The organism is Streptomyces sp. NPDC091279 (assembly GCF_044757465.1).
Lineage (GTDB): Bacteria > Actinomycetota > Actinomycetes > Streptomycetales > Streptomycetaceae > Streptomyces.
The window spans coordinates 229,289-243,638 of sequence record NZ_JBIVVA010000003.1; the positions used below are offsets into that span (position 1 = coordinate 229,289).

Here is a 14,350-nt window from a genome sequence, read left to right on the forward strand (position 1 = left end):
GGCGCCGAACGCCCCGGCGTTCACTGCTTGACGGCCGGTGCCCCGGGCACGCCCTTGGGAGCGGGGGCGGGCTGGGCCGACAGGAAGGGCGCCCAGCCCTGCTTCGGGGCCTGGCCGACCTTCAGGGACCGCAGCTTCGCCAGGGTCTGCGGGTCCTGGGCGTCCAGCCAGTCGGCCAGTTGCCGGAAGGAGACACAGCGGACGTCGGACTTGTTGCAGACGTTCTCGACGACCTCCTGGATGGCGTTCATGTACGTGCCGCCGTTCCAGGACTCGAAGTGGTTGCCGATGATCAGCGGCGCGCGGTTGCCGTCGTAGGCGCGCTGGAAGCCCTGGAGGAGGCCGTCGCGCATCTGGTCGCCCCAGTAGGCCTGCTTGTCGGGGTCGCCCTGGGTCTCGGTGCCGGACTGGTTGACCATGAAGTTGTAGTCCATGGTGAGCTGTTCGTAGGAGTGCCCGGGGAACGGCACGAGCTGCATGGACAGATCCCAGAGCCCTTCCTTCTTGCCGGGCCAGAGCTGGTTGTTGACGCCGCTGGTGTCGTAGCGGAAGCCCAGCTCGCGGGCGGCCTTCATGAAGTTCTTCTGGCCTTCGAGGCAGGGCGTGCGGGCGCCGACGAGTTCCTTGTCGTAGTCGAAGGGCAGCGGAGCCGCCTTCTTCATCCCGGAGTTGGTCTTCCAGGACTTCACGAAACGTTTCGCCTGAGCGATCTCGCTCTTCCAGTCCTCGACCGACCAGGTGCCGACGCCGCCCTCGGCGCCGCAGAAGTGGCCGTTGAAGTGGGTGCCGATCTCGTTGCCCTCCTGCCAGGCCAGGCGGAGTTGCTTGACGGTGTCGGCGATGCCCTGCTCGTCGTTGAAGCCGATGTCGGAGCGGCCCGGTGAGTGCTGTGGCGGCTTGTACTCGTCGCGCTTGTCCTCCGGCAGCAGGTACACGCCGCTCAGGAAGTAGGTCATCGTGGCGTGGTTGGCCTTGGAGACCTTCCTGAAGTGGGAGAACAGTTTCTGGCTGTCCTCCCCGGCGCCGTCCCACGAGAAGACGACGAACTGCGGTGGTTTCTGGCCGGGCTTGAGCCGCTCGGCCCGGGGCAGGTGCGGCTGCGCACCCGTGTACGCGGTGGAGCCGTCGCCGATCAGGCGGGTCACGCTCCCGGGAGCGTGACCCTGCTTGTCCTTCTGCGGACCGGGGGCGCCGGATGTGGTGTCGGAGCCGAGTCCGCAGCCGGCGAGCGACGCGGCGCAGGTCGCGGTGATCACCGCGCCGACGGCGATCCTCTGGGTGGCGGCCATCTTCCGCCCACCTTCTTCCTTCTCTCAGGCCAACGCCGATCAGGGCGTTTTCTGGTGATGTGCCGGGCCAGGCCGACAGCGCCGCCAAGGTCGCACGAGGCCGAGAAGGAATTAATACGACAAGCCGACAAAATGCTTGGTTCACTCACCTAGGTGATGCATTGCGCCGTTTGCTCCGAAAAGCTATGCCATGCCTTTACTCTGGATTACGATTCGTTTACCAAGCGTTGATTCATCCCGCCGCTGCACGCCGTGACCCACGGCCGCGACCCGCCCTCCGTCCCCGACGGGGGTTCACCTGTTCCGCGACCGCGCTGCCCCGGAGGAGACGGGAACCATGTCAGCCTGCGCCACCACCCACGCCACCGACCCGACTCGGACGAAGAACATCCACCACTCACACAGCCCCCCACCGCCCCCGACCGGCCGGTTCCGGATCGCCGGTGCCGACCTGTCCGCCTCGATCGCGGTCTTCCTGATCGCGCTCCCGCTGTCCCTCGGCATCGCCCTGGCCACCGGCGCCCCGCTCCAGGCGGGCCTGGTCGCCGCCGCGGCCGGCGGGCTCGTGGCCGGCCGGCTCGGCGGCTGCCCGCTCCAGGTCAGCGGCCCGGCCGCCGGTCTCACCGTGGTCACCGCCGACCTCATCCACCGTTACGGCTGGCGCGTGACCTGCGCCATCACGGTCCTCGCCGGTCTCGCCCAACTGGGCCTGGGCTGCCTGCGGGTGGCCCGCACCGCACTCGCCGTCAGCCCCGCCGTCGTGCACGGCATGCTGGCCGGCATCGGTGTCACCATCGCCGTCGCGCAGTTGCACATCGTGCTGGGCGGCACCCCGCAGAGCTCCGTCCTCGACAACCTCCGTGCGCTGCCCGCCCAGTTGGCGGGGCTCCAGCCCGAGGCCGTGTCGGTGAGCGCTCTGACCCTGACCCTGCTGCTGCTCTGGCCCCGCGTCCCCGGCCGCACCGGACGCCTGCTGCGGCGCGTCCCGGCGCCGTTGGTCGCCGTCGCCGGTGCCACCGCCGCCGCCGCGCTCACCGGCCTCGACGTCCCCAGGGTCGACCTGCCGTCCTGGAGCAGTCACGCCCTCGCCGGACTGCCCGAGGGCCCGGTGCTCGGCGTCGTCGCCGCCGTCCTGACCACCACGTTGGTGTGCAGTGTGCAGTCGCTGCTGGGCGCGGTCGCCGTCGACAAGATGGTGGCCGCCCGCCCCGGCCTGACCACCCGCGTCGGCCGCAGCGACCTCGACCGCGAGCTGCTCGGCCAGGGCGCCGCCAACATCGTCTCCGGCGCCCTCGGCGGACTGCCCGTGGCCGGTGTGGCCGTGCGGAGTTCGGCGAATGTGAACGCGGGTGCCGTCAGCCGGAACTCCACGATGCTGCACGGCGTTCTCGTAGTGATCGCCGCGCTGCTGATGGTCCCGGTCCTGGATCTGATCCCGCTCGCCGCACTCGCCGCCCTGGTGATGGCCGTCGGCATCCAGATGGTGTCCCTGCACCACATCCGCACGGTGACGCGCCATCGAGAAGTGCTCGTCTATGTCGTGACCACCCTCGGCGTGGTCCTCTTCGGCATCCTGGAGGGCGTCTGCCTCGGGGTCGCCGTCGCGGTCGCCGTCGCCCTGCACCGCCTCGCCCGCACCCGCATCACCCACGAGGAGAAGGAAGGAGCCCATCACGTACACGTCCGAGGGCAGTTGACGTTCCTCGCGGTGCCCCGCCTGACCCGGGCCCTGCACCTGGTACCCCACGGCACCCGTGCCGTCGTGGAGTTGGACGGGTCCTTCATGGACCACGCGGCCTACGAGTCCCTTCAGGACTGGCAGAACACGCACACCGCGCGGGGCGGCACCGTCGAACTGACCGGCCGCCGCACCGGAGTTCGCGGACAGGGCACCGAGAGCAGGACGGACAACGGCGACACCACCCCCGTCGGCACCCCCGGCACCGTCCAGCCCACGCCGCCCACCTCCTGCCGGTGCCGTCCCTGGACGCCCTGGCGCAACCACCACTGCGACCACCCGCGCTCCCCCGCACCGACCACGCGTCCCGACACCACCCCGGCCACCCCGGCCACCCCGGCCGCCCCGGGGGCCGACGGCACCGACAGCGCGCCCGGCGCTGCCGACACTCCGCGTGCTCACCAACTGGCCCGTGGCATCAGCGCGTTCCAGCGGAACACCGCCCCGCTGGTCCGGGGTGAGCTGGCGCGGCTGGCGCGGGAGGGGCAGCGGCCCTCGCAGCTCTTCCTCACCTGCGCCGACTCGCGGCTGGTCACGTCGATGATCACCTCCAGTGGTCCCGGCGACCTGTTCGTGGTGCGCAACGTCGGCAACCTCGTCCCGCCCCCGGGCCGGGAGAGCGGCGACGACTCGGTGGCGGCGGCCATCGAGTACGCGGTGGACGTGCTGAAGGTGCGGTCCATCACGGTCTGCGGGCACTCCGGGTGCGGGGCCATGCAGGCGCTGCTCGACGCCGAGCCGGGCGGCCCGCAGACGCCGCTCAAACGGTGGCTGCGGCACGGGCTGCCCAGCGTGGAGCGGATGGCCGACCGGCGTCGCCCGCGGGCGCGGCTGGCCGGGCGGGCGGCGGCCGACGCGGTCGAGCAGCTGTGCCTGACCAACGTGGTGCAGCAGTTGGCGCATCTGCGCGCGCACGAGTCGGTCGCCCGCGCCCTGCTCGGCGGCGGGCTGGAGCTGCACGGGATGTACTTCCACGTGGGCGAGGCGCAGGCGTATCTGCTCGCCGGGGAGGGCCGGGCCACGGTGTTCGACCATGTGGAGGCGGCCGAGCGGTCCGGGTGAACAACGGGTGCGGTGCGCGGGCCCGTTGAGGTGGGAGCCGCGCGCCGCTGGTGTGTACGCAGGGTGAAGGGGGAAGGCTGAACTGGTTTCGGGGGGCGTCCGTGCGTGTTGATGCCCCGGTTGACCTGGTGGGGATCTGCATTCGGACAGGTCTAAACCAATTTGCTGGTCGACCCTTGTCACCGGACCCCCGGGTCTGATGAGCTGTGGCCTGGGACACAACGGACACCCTGGGAAAGGGAGATGTCGTGAGCAACGAAAGCCTGGCCAACCTCTTGAAGGAGGAGCGACGCTTCGCGCCGCCGGCTGACCTGGCCGCACACGCCAACGTCACCGCAGAGGCGTACGAGCAGGCCAAGGCTGACCGGCTCGGGTTCTGGGCCGCGCAGGCGCGCCGCCTGACCTGGGCCAAGGAGCCGACCGAAACGCTGGACTGGTCGAACCCGCCGTTCGCCAAGTGGTTCAAGGACGGCGAGCTGAACGTCGCGTACAACTGCGTCGACCGCCATGTGGAGGCCGGGCACGGCGACCGGGTCGCCATCCACTTCGAGGGCGAGCCCGGCGACAGCCGTGCCCTCACCTACGCCGAGCTGAAGGACGAGGTCTCCAAGGCCGCCAACGCCCTCCTCGAACTGGGCGTCCAGAAGGGCGACCGGGTCGCCGTCTACATGCCGATGATCCCGGAGACGGCGATCGCGATGCTGGCGTGCGCCCGGATCGGCGCCGCGCACTCCGTGGTGTTCGGCGGCTTCTCGGCCGACGCGCTCGCGACCCGCATCGAGGACGCCGACGCCAAGGTCGTCATCACCTCCGACGGCGGGTACCGGCGCGGCAAGCCGTCCGCGCTGAAACCCGCCGTGGACGGCGCCGTCGCGCGCGTGCCGAGCGTCGAACACGTGCTGGTGGTCCGCCGTACCGGCCAGGAGGTGGCCTGGGACGGCGAGCGGGACGTGTGGTGGCACGAGATCGTCGAGCGGCAGTCGACCGAGCACACCCCGGAGGCGTTCGGGGCGGAGCAGCCGCTGTTCATCCTCTACACCTCCGGGACGACGGGGAAGCCGAAGGGCATCCTGCACACCTCGGGCGGCTATCTCACCCAGACGTCGTACACCCACCACGCCGTCTTCGACCTCAAGCCGGAGACCGACGTCTACTGGTGCACGGCCGACGTCGGCTGGGTCACCGGGCACTCCTACATCGTCTACGGGCCGCTCGCCAACGGCGCGACGCAGGTGATGTACGAGGGCACCCCGGACACCCCGCACCAGGGCCGGTTCTGGGAGATCGTGCAGAAGTACGGGGTGACGATCCTGTACACGGCGCCGACCGCGATCCGGACGTTCATGAAGTGGGGCGACGACATCCCCGCCAAGTTCGACCTCTCCAGCCTCCGCGTGCTGGGCTCGGTGGGCGAGCCGATCAACCCCGAGGCGTGGATCTGGTACCGCAAGCACATCGGCGCCGACAAGGCGCCCATCGTCGACACCTGGTGGCAGACCGAGACCGGCGCGATGATGATCTCGCCGCTGCCCGGCGTCACCGCGACCAAGCCCGGCTCGGCGCAGACCCCGCTGCCCGGCATCAGCGCGACCGTCGTCGACGACGAGGCGCACGAGGTAGCGAACGGCGGCGGGGGCTACCTGGTCCTGACCGAGCCGTGGCCGTCCATGCTGCGCACGATCTGGCGCGACGACCAGCGGTTCCTCGACACGTACTGGTCCCGCTTCGAAGGCAAGTACTTCGCGGGCGACGGCGCCAAGAAGGACGACGACGGCGACATCTGGCTGCTCGGCCGGGTCGACGACGTCATGCTCGTCTCCGGCCACAACATCTCCACCACCGAGGTCGAGTCCGCGCTCGTCTCGCACCCGTCGGTCGCCGAGGCGGCCGTGGTCGGCGCGGCGGACGAGACGACCGGCCAGGCGATCGTGGCGTTCGTCATCCTGCGCGGCACCGCGCACGAGGACGACAAGCTCGTCGCCGACCTACGCAACCACGTCGGTTCCGCGCTCGGCCCGATCGCCAAGCCGAAGCGGATTCTGCCGGTGGCGGAGCTGCCGAAGACCCGGTCCGGCAAGATCATGCGCCGCCTGCTGCGCGACATCGCGGAGAACCGTGAGCTGGGCGACGTCACCACCCTGACCGATTCAGGAGTTATGGACGTTATCCAGGCGAAGCTCCCCGCCACCCCCAGCGAGGACTGAGCACCCGGGCGACGACGGAGGGGCGTCCGGCCGGACATGCCGGATGCCCCTTTCCTCCCTACTGTGGAGATCGCCCGACTGCCCGGCAGGCATGCTGGGTACAGTACGTCGATAGGTGCGCCGGGAAGTCTGGTCGGCAAGCGATTCGCGCTGCCCTCCGACCGAAGGACCCCGCCGTGCCCGCCCCCCGCACCACCCCCGCCCGCCGGGCGCTCGGCCGGCTCTCCCTGCCCGAGCGGACCTTCGTCGCGGACGCGCTGCGCACCGAGACGGTCGGCGGCGTCCTCCTCCTCGTCGCCGCGGTCACCGCGCTGATCTGGACGAACGTCCCCGCACTGCACGCCAGTTACCAGCGCGTGAGCGACTTCCACTTCGGTCCCGGCGCCCTCGGCCTCGACCTCTCGGTGGCGCACTGGGCGGCCGACGGCCTGCTCGCCGTCTTCTTCTTCGTCGCCGGCATCGAACTGAAACGCGAACTGGTCGCCGGTGATCTCCGCGACCCCCGGGCGGCGGCGCTGCCGGTGGCCGCCGCGCTGTGCGGCATGGCCGTTCCGGCCCTGGTCTACGCCCTGACCAGCGGCATCGGCGGTGGTGCGCTCGGCGGCTGGGCGGTGCCGACGGCGACCGACATCGCGTTCGCGCTCGCGGTGCTCGCGGTCATCGGCACCTCGCTGCCGAGCGCGCTGCGCGCCTTCCTGCTCACCCTCGCCGTCGTCGACGACCTCTTCGCCATTCTGATCATCGCCGTCTTCTTCACCAGCGACATCGGCTTCGTGGCGCTGGCGGGCGCGTTCGTCGGCCTCGTCGTCTTCTGGGCGCTGCTGCGCCGGGGCGTGCGCGGGTGGTACGTGTATGTGCCGCTCGCCCTGGTGATCTGGGGGCTGATGTACAACAGCGGCGTCCACGCCACCATCGCGGGCGTCGCCATGGGCCTCATGCTGCGCTGCACCACCCGCGCCGACGAGACGCGCTCCCCGGGCGAACGCGTCGAGCACCGGGTGCGCCCCTTGTCGGCGGGGCTCGCGGTGCCGCTGTTCGCCCTGTTCAGCGCCGGTGTCACGGTGTCGGGCGGCGCCCTCGTCGACGTGGTCACGCGGCCGGAGACGCTCGGGGTGGTGCTCGGTCTGGTCGTCGGCAAGACGCTCGGCGTCTTCGGCGGCACCTGGCTGACGGCACGTTTCACCCGGGCCTCGCTCAGCGACGACCTCGCCTGGGCGGACGTGTTCGCGGTGGCCGTGCTGGCCGGCATCGGCTTCACCGTGTCGCTGCTCATCGGCGAACTCGCCTTCGCCGGTGACACCGCCCTCACCGACCAGGTCAAGGCCGCCGTCCTCACCGGCTCCCTGATCGCGGCCCTGCTGGCGACCGTGCTGCTGAAGATACGGAACACCAAGTACCGCCGGCTGTGCGAGGCGGAGGAGCGCGACGACGACGGCGACGGCGTCCCCGACGTCTACGAGCAGGACGATCCGGCGTACCACCTGCGGATGGCGCAGATCCACGAGCGCAAGGCCGCCGAGCACCGGCGGCGCGCGCAGGAGACCGCCGCGGCGCGCCACGGGCGTGCCGAAGTGACGGGCGGGGCAGGCGATGAGGACGACCGTCCGGCATGATCTGACGGGACGGTACAAAGTGATACGAGGGAGACGGCGATGAGCGCACCCGACGGCAGCCCGGTCGGCGCCGAACGCAGCATCGGCCAACTGTTCGCCTCGGCGACGACCGAGATGTCGGCGCTGGTGCACGACGAGATCGCGTTGGCCAAGGCGCAGCTGAAGCAGGACGTCAAGCGGGGCGCGGTGAGCAGCGGCGCGTTCGTGGTCGCCCTGTTCGTGCTGGTGTTCTCGCTGCCGATGCTCAACTTCGCGCTGGCGTACGGCATCAGGACCTGGACCGACTGGAATCTCGCCCTCTGCTTCCTGCTGTCGTTCGCGGCGAACGTGCTGCTCGCGGTCGGGCTCGCGCTGATCGGCGTCGTCTTCCTGAAGAAGGCGAAGAGGGGCCAGGGGCCGCAGAAGGTCGCCGCGTCCGTGAAGCAGTCGGCCGGCGTCCTCCAGAACGCGAAGCCGCACCCGCGCCCGCAGCCCGCGGCGATCGAGGAGCACCCGCCCGCCACCGTCACGGTTGTGGCACGCTCGACCTCATGACCGACCCCGCCACACCTTCGGCGCAGCCCGCCTCGGTCGTCAGACCGGACACCCTCCCCGACGGGACCCGGGTGACGCACCGCGATGTCGCCGCGAACGGTGCCCGCTTCCACATCGCCGAGGTGGGCGACGGCCCGCTGGTCCTGATGCTGCACGGCTTCCCGCAGTTCTGGTGGACCTGGCGGCACCAGCTGACCGCGCTCGCCGACGCGGGCTTCCGGGCCGTCGCCATGGATCTGCGGGGCGTCGGCGGCAGCGACCGCACCCCGCGCGGCTACGACCCGGCCAACCTGGCGCTCGACATCACCGGCGTGATCCGCTCCCTGGGCGAGCCGGACGCCGCGCTCGTCGGGCACGACCTGGGCGGCTATCTGGCCTGGACGGCGGCCGTGATGCGCCCCAAGCTGGTGCGCCGACTGGCGGTCGCGTCGATGCCGCACCCCCGGCGCTGGCGCTCCGCGATGCTCTCGGACGTCAAGCAGTCGAACGCCGGTTCCTACATCTGGGGGTTCCAGCGGCCCTGGATTCCGGAACGGCAACTGACCGCCGACGACGGCGAACTGGTGGGCCGGCTGATCCGGGACTGGTCGGGGCCGCGCCCGCCGCAGGACGACGCGGTGGACGTGTACCGCCGGGCGATGTGCATCCCGTCGACCGCGCACTGTTCGATCGAGCCGTACCGCTGGATGGTCCGGTCGATGGCCCGGCCGGACGGCATCCAGTTCAACCGACGGATGAAACGGCCGCTGCGGGTGCCGACGCTGCATCTGCACGGCTCGCTCGATCCCGTGCTGCGCATCCGCAGCGCGGCCGGCTCCGGCGAGTACGTCGAAGCCCCTTACCGCTGGCGGCTGTTCGACGGGCTCGGGCACTTCCCGCACGAGGAGGACCCGGTCGCGTTCTCCACCGAACTGGTCAACTGGCTGAAAGACCCCGAACCCGATCGGTGACCGGCCCGATGCGCCCGGTATCCGGAACGGAACGCCTGTCCTACGAACACCGACTTGCCTCGCGCATAGGCCAATTGAGCGCCCCCGAGGTGGTTATGGACCTTGGGGCGGGGGCAGAGGACGGGGTATGGGCTGGACGCACGACCACAGTGACGCAGCACGTAATCGCCGCCCGGTGGGTGGCCTGAGCCCCCACCAGCGAGGGGGCGCTTCGCAGACACAGGAGGCAGATCCGCGCGTGGGGATTCCGCGCATCCTGCGCCGCCGGGCCCGCTGGGTCTCGGTACGCCTGCGCCACCCGCGCAACTGACTCCCGCCAACGGCGGCCTCGGCGCCGTTGGCGATGGTGTCGCCGTCGTCCGTCCTCAGAGGGCGCAGCTGTCGCTGTCCACCTGCTGGTTCGCGGTGCGCCCCTTGACGATGTCCTCCTGGATCTCGTCGGCGGTGAGGGCGTAGCCGGTCTCGGCGTCGTCCAGGGACTTGGCGAAGACCACGCCGTACACCTGGCCCTGCGGGGTGAGCAGCGGGCCGCCGGAGTTGCCCTGGCGGACCGTCGCGTACAGCGAGTAGACGTCGCGGCGGACGGTGCCACGGTGGTAGATGTCCGGGCCGTTGGCCATGATGCGGCCGCGCACCCGGGCCGAGCGGACGTCGTAGCCGCCGTTCTCCGGGAACCCGGCGACGATCGCGCCGTCGCTGCTGCGCGCGTCGGTGGACGTGAACCGCAGGGCGGGCGCGTCCAGTTCGGGCACGTCCAGGACGGCGATGTCGCGGTGCCAGTCGTAGAGGACGACCTTCGCGTCGTAGCGCCGGCCCTCGCCGCCGACCTGCACGACGGGTTCGTCGACGCCGCCGACCACGTGCGCGTTGGTCATGACACGCCGGTCGGCGAAGACGAAGCCGGAGCCCTCCAGGACCTTGCCGCAACTCGTCGCCGTGCCGGTCACCTTGACGATGGACCGGCGCGCGTCGGCGGCCACCTGACTGCCGGCCAGGGCCGGGTCCGGGGGCTGCACGTCGGTGATGGGCTCGTTGGAGAAGGGGCTGAAGACCTGCGGGAAACCGTTCTGCGCGAGGACGGTGGAGAAATCCGCGAACCAGTTGTCGGCCTGCGTGGGCAGCGCCCGGGAGACGCCGAGCAGCACCTTGGAGCTGCGCACCTCCTTGCCGAGCGTCGGCAGCGTCGTCCCGGCCAGCGCGGAGCCGATCAGCCAGGCCACCAGCAGCATCGCGACGACGTTGACGAGGGCGCCGCCGGTCGCGTCCAGGGCGCGCGCGGGCGACCAGGTGATGTAGCGGCGGAGTTTGTTGCCGAGATGGGTGGTCAGGGCCTGCCCGACGGAGGCGCAGACGATGACGACGACGACCGCGACGACGGCGGCGGTCGTGCTGACCTCCGCGTTGTCCGTCAGGGCGCCCCACAGGACCGGCAGCGTGTACACCGCCACCAGACCGCCGCCCAGGAAGCCGATCACCGACAGGATGCCGACCACGAAGCCCTGGCGATAACCGACGACCGCGAACCACACGGCGGCGACCAGCAACAGGATGTCCAGCACGTTCACCGCTTCTTGCCTCGCCTCGTCACCGAACAGAGCACGGCAGACACCCTGTCACGACCGCCAGTCGAGCGGGACCTGCTTGTGCTGGTCCCATGGCCGCTCCCAGCCCGCGTAGTGCAGCAGACGGTCGATGATCCCGGCCGTGAAGCCCCACACCAGGGCCGATTCGACCAGAAATGCCGGACCTCGGTGGCCGCCGGGGTGCACGACCGTCGCACGGTTGGCCGGATTCGTGAGATCCGCCACGGGAACGGTGAACACGCGTGCGGTCTCCGCCGGGTCGACGACCCCGACCGGGCTCGGGGTGCGCCACCAGCCGAGCACCGGCGTCACCACGAAGCCGCTGACGGGGATGTAGAGGCGGGGCAGCACGCCGAAGAGCTGGACGCCGGACGGGTCGAGGCCGGTCTCCTCCTCGGCCTCCCGCAGCGCCGCCCGCAGCGGTCCGTCGGCCGCCGGGTCGCCGTCCTCGGGGTCGAGGGCGCCGCCGGGGAAGGACGGCTGGCCCGCGTGCGAGCGCAGCGAACTGGACCGCTCCATGAGCAGCAGCTCGGGTCCGCGCGTGCCCTCGCCGAACAGGACCAGTACCGCGGACTGCCGCCCGGCGCCGTCCTCGGGCGGCAGGAAACGGCTGAGCTGGGCCGGTTCGAGCGTCTCGGCGGCCCGTGCCACCGGGTCGAGCCAGTCGGGCAGGCCCTCGTCGCTGACCACCACCGGTCCGGCCTCCCGCGTATGACTCGTACGCCTCATCGCCGCCCCCGTTCTGCCCGTTGCCACCCGTGACCGCCCCCTGATCGTTCCGCGGCCCGTGCCGCCCGGCGTGGCGTCATCCGGCCGCCAGCGGCTGGGCCGGCTTGCCGCCCGCGTCGAGGTACGACTGCGGCGGGTTGAGACGCTGGCCGGGGAAGCCGCCCTTCTCGTACTTGAGCAGCTTCCTGGCCTTCTCGGGGTCCGTCTCGCCCTCGCCGTAGGCCGGGCAGAGCGGGGCGATGGGGCAGGCGCCGCACGCGGGCTTGCGGGCGTGACAGATGCGGCGGCCGTGGAAGATCACGTGGTGCGAGAGCATCGTCCAGTCGCTCGCCGGGAACAGCTCGGCGACGGCGGCCTCGATCTTGTCGGGCTCGGTCGCGCCGGTCCACTGCCAGCGCCGCACCAGCCGCTGGAAGTGCGTGTCCACAGTGAGGCCCGGCCTGCCGAAAGCATTGCCCAAAACGACGAACGCCGTCTTGCGGCCGACGCCGGGCAGTTTGACCAAGTCCTCCAGGCGGCCGGGCACTTCACCGCCGAACTGCTCGGTCAGCGCCTTGGAGAGCCCTATGACGGACTTCGTCTTGGCCCGGAAGAACCCGGTGGGGCGCAGGATCTCCTCGACCTCCTCCGGGTTGGCGACGGCCAGGTCCTCGGGGGTGGGGTACTTGGCGAACAGCGCCGGGGTGGTCTGGTTGACGCGCAGGTCGGTCGTCTGGGCGGACAGCACGGTGGCGACGACGAGCTGGAACGGGTTCTCGAAGTCCAGCTCGGGGTGGGCGTATGGGTAGATCTCGGCCAACTCGCGGTTGATCCGGCGGGCCCGGCGGACGAGCGCGGTGTGCGACTCGCCCGAGGGAGGCGCGGAGGTCTTCGCGGGGGCGGACTTCGCGGCTTTCTTGGCGGGGGCCGTTTTCTTGGCGGGGGCGGCTTTCTTCGCGGAGGCGGCTTTCTTCGCGGCGGTCGACGTCGCCTTCGCCGGAGCGGCTGCCTTCGCGACGGCGGACTTCTTCGCGGGCGCCGACGTCTTCGCGGGCGCGGACGTCTTCAGGGGGGCGGATTTCTTCGCCGTCGCCGTCTTGCGCGCCGGAGCGCTTTTCCCGTCGGCCGCCGTGCGCGCCGGTGCGGCCTTCTTCACCACTGCCCCGCGCGCCGGGGGCGCCCCCTCGGCGACCGCCTTCCGCGCGGACGCCGTCTTCGTCACGGCCGCCTTCTTTGCTGCTTTTGCCGGTTTCTCTCCCCCGTCGGACGCCTGTTCGCCCACAGCGGAATCACGACGTACTGCCACCTGCCCAGCCCCCTTGGCCTGTGCTCTCACCGGCGATTTGGACACCCGGCCAGCCTAGAGCCCGGCACTGACATCCGCCCCGGAGCCGGAAGATCAGCCCCCGATTGGACCCCTGCCGCTTACCTCGGGACACCTGTGCGGCATCCTTGTGACAGATCACACTGTTTGGACCGTCCGGCAAGATGGGGAGCACGGTCCCCTGGTAAGTGGGGGAAGAACATCCCCTGAGCAGGTCGACAAGGAGAGTACTCGTGGACGACGTTCTGCGGCGCAACCCGCTCTTCGCGGCGCTCGACGACGAGCAGGCCGCGGACCTCCGTGCCTCCATGAGTGAGGTGACCCTCGCGCGCGGGGACTCCCTTTTCCACGAGGGCGACCCCGGTGACCGGCTCTATGTCGTCACCGAGGGCAAGGTCAAGCTGCACCGCACCTCCCCCGACGGCCGCGAGAACATGCTCGCCGTCGTCGGCCCCGGCGAACTGATCGGCGAACTGTCGCTGTTCGACCCGGGTCCGCGCACCGCGACGGCCACCGCGCTGACCGAGGTGAAGCTGCTCGGCCTCGGCCACGGCGACCTCCAGCCCTGGCTGAACGTACGGCCCGAGGTGGCCGGCGCCCTGCTGCGCGCCGTCGCCCGGCGGCTGCGCAAGACCAACGACCAGATGTCCGACCTGGTCTTCTCGGACGTGCCGGGCCGCGTGGCGCGCGCCCTGCTGGACCTGTCGCGCCGGTTCGGCGTGCAGTCCGAGGAGGGCATCCACGTGGTGCACGACCTCACGCAGGAGGAGCTGGCCCAGCTGGTCGGCGCCTCCCGGGAGACGGTGAACAAGGCGCTGGCCGACTTCGCCCAGCGCGGCTGGCTCCGCCTGGAGGCGCGGGCCGTGATCCTGCTCGACGTCGAGCGGCTCGCGAAGCGCTCACGCTGACGCCCGCCCCTACGCGCGCGTGACGGCCTCCGAGAAGCTCGGGGGCCGTTCTCGCGTGCGGGGGCGTCCTGGCGGCGGGTGGGGCTGGCGGTGCCGCCCGCCGGGGCAGTCGTCGGGCGCGTGGGCGCTTCGGTCCGGTGCGCGACTGGGCGCCGGGGCGTGAAGGGCTGTCCACGCGCGCGTGGAGGCTTCCCAGGAGCTGGGCCGTGGCCAGAAGCATCGACGAGGGCGTCCGCACGCGCGTGGACGCTTCAGGGCCTCGGCCCGTCGGGTGACGGTGGTCGTCGGGCTGCCCCCGCGCGTGTGGACGCTTCTGGTGGAGTCGTGGGTTTGCGGGGTCGTGGCGTCGGCTGCCCCCGCGCGTGTGGAGGCTTCATGACGGACCCCGTGCCGAGAGGAACAGCCCGGCCGGGCTGTTCCCGCGCGTGTGGGCGCTT

Annotated in this window: 11 protein-coding genes; 7 read left to right on the top strand and 4 right to left on the bottom strand. The window is 71.2% G+C overall.

The features are described from left to right. Positions 1–20: 20 nt before the first annotated feature. The gene (locus tag ACIQOU_RS08040) at positions 21–1,289 is read right to left on the bottom strand and encodes a hypothetical protein (protein ID WP_401535000.1); all 1,269 of its coding nucleotides are present in this window, start codon (positions 1,287–1,289) and stop codon (positions 21–23) included. A gap of 337 nt (positions 1,290–1,626) precedes the next feature. Between ACIQOU_RS08040 and ACIQOU_RS08045 the strand changes: the two genes are divergently transcribed. The 6 genes from ACIQOU_RS08045 to ACIQOU_RS08070 all read left to right on the top strand — a co-directional run bounded on the left by ACIQOU_RS08045 (position 1,627) and on the right by ACIQOU_RS08070 (position 9,700). Beyond that, positions 1,627–4,089: a SulP family inorganic anion transporter gene (locus ACIQOU_RS08045; protein ID WP_401535002.1), complete on the top strand. Its 2,463-nt coding sequence runs from the start codon at positions 1,627–1,629 to the stop codon at positions 4,087–4,089. Positions 4,090–4,295: 206 nt separating this feature from the next. Next, a complete protein-coding gene (gene acs / locus ACIQOU_RS08050) occupies positions 4,296–6,293 on the top strand; it encodes an acetate--CoA ligase (protein ID WP_401535004.1) in 1,998 nt (665 codons plus the stop codon). A gap of 176 nt (positions 6,294–6,469) precedes the next feature. After that, positions 6,470–7,906 carry a Na+/H+ antiporter NhaA gene (gene nhaA, locus ACIQOU_RS08055; protein WP_401535006.1) on the top strand — a complete coding sequence of 479 codons (1,437 nt, stop codon included), beginning with the start codon at positions 6,470–6,472 and terminating at the stop codon, positions 7,904–7,906. A 39-nt stretch (positions 7,907–7,945) separates the two neighbouring features. Continuing rightward, positions 7,946–8,440, top strand: coding sequence for a phage holin family protein (locus ACIQOU_RS08060; protein ID WP_401535008.1), 495 nt, complete (start codon positions 7,946–7,948; stop codon positions 8,438–8,440). Continuing rightward, the gene (locus ACIQOU_RS08065) at positions 8,437–9,390 is read left to right on the top strand and encodes an alpha/beta fold hydrolase (protein WP_401535010.1); all 954 of its coding nucleotides are present in this window, start codon (positions 8,437–8,439) and stop codon (positions 9,388–9,390) included. The genes ACIQOU_RS08060 and ACIQOU_RS08065 overlap by 4 nt, the downstream gene beginning before the upstream one ends. A gap of 127 nt (positions 9,391–9,517) precedes the next feature. Then, positions 9,518–9,700: a hypothetical protein gene (locus ACIQOU_RS08070; RefSeq protein WP_401535012.1), complete on the top strand. Its 183-nt coding sequence runs from the start codon at positions 9,518–9,520 to the stop codon at positions 9,698–9,700. Between the two features lie 55 nt (positions 9,701–9,755). Here ACIQOU_RS08070 and ACIQOU_RS08075 read toward each other — a convergent pair whose 3' ends face one another. The 3 genes from ACIQOU_RS08075 to nth form a co-directional block, all read right to left on the bottom strand. Next, on the bottom strand, positions 9,756–10,955 hold the full coding sequence (locus tag ACIQOU_RS08075; RefSeq protein WP_401535014.1) for a MarP family serine protease: 1,200 nt from the start codon (positions 10,953–10,955) through the stop codon (positions 9,756–9,758). A 48-nt stretch (positions 10,956–11,003) separates the two neighbouring features. Then, positions 11,004–11,702: an NUDIX hydrolase gene (locus ACIQOU_RS08080; RefSeq protein WP_401535017.1), complete on the bottom strand. Its 699-nt coding sequence runs from the start codon at positions 11,700–11,702 to the stop codon at positions 11,004–11,006. 76 nt (positions 11,703–11,778) lie between these two features. Beyond that, complete coding sequence (gene nth / locus ACIQOU_RS08085) at positions 11,779–12,837, bottom strand: endonuclease III (protein ID WP_401535802.1); 1,059 nt, start codon at positions 12,835–12,837, stop codon at positions 11,779–11,781. Between the two features lie 401 nt (positions 12,838–13,238). Between nth and ACIQOU_RS08090 the strand changes: the two genes are divergently transcribed. Beyond that, a complete protein-coding gene (locus tag ACIQOU_RS08090) occupies positions 13,239–13,913 on the top strand; it encodes a Crp/Fnr family transcriptional regulator (protein ID WP_093836439.1) in 675 nt (224 codons plus the stop codon). The last annotated feature ends 437 nt before the right edge of the window (positions 13,914–14,350 follow it).

Coding starts and splice junctions, on each gene's coding strand:
- ACIQOU_RS08040 (WP_401535000.1), bottom strand. CDS start 1,289: ATGGCCGCCACCCAGAGGATCGCCGTCGGCGCGGTGATCACCGCGACC.
- ACIQOU_RS08045 (WP_401535002.1), top strand. CDS start 1,627: ATGTCAGCCTGCGCCACCACCCACGCCACCGACCCGACTCGGACGAAG.
- ACIQOU_RS08060 (WP_401535008.1), top strand. CDS start 7,946: ATGAGCGCACCCGACGGCAGCCCGGTCGGCGCCGAACGCAGCATCGGC.
- ACIQOU_RS08065 (WP_401535010.1), top strand. CDS start 8,437: ATGACCGACCCCGCCACACCTTCGGCGCAGCCCGCCTCGGTCGTCAGA.
- ACIQOU_RS08070 (WP_401535012.1), top strand. CDS start 9,518: ATGGGCTGGACGCACGACCACAGTGACGCAGCACGTAATCGCCGCCCG.
- ACIQOU_RS08080 (WP_401535017.1), bottom strand. CDS start 11,702: ATGAGGCGTACGAGTCATACGCGGGAGGCCGGACCGGTGGTGGTCAGC.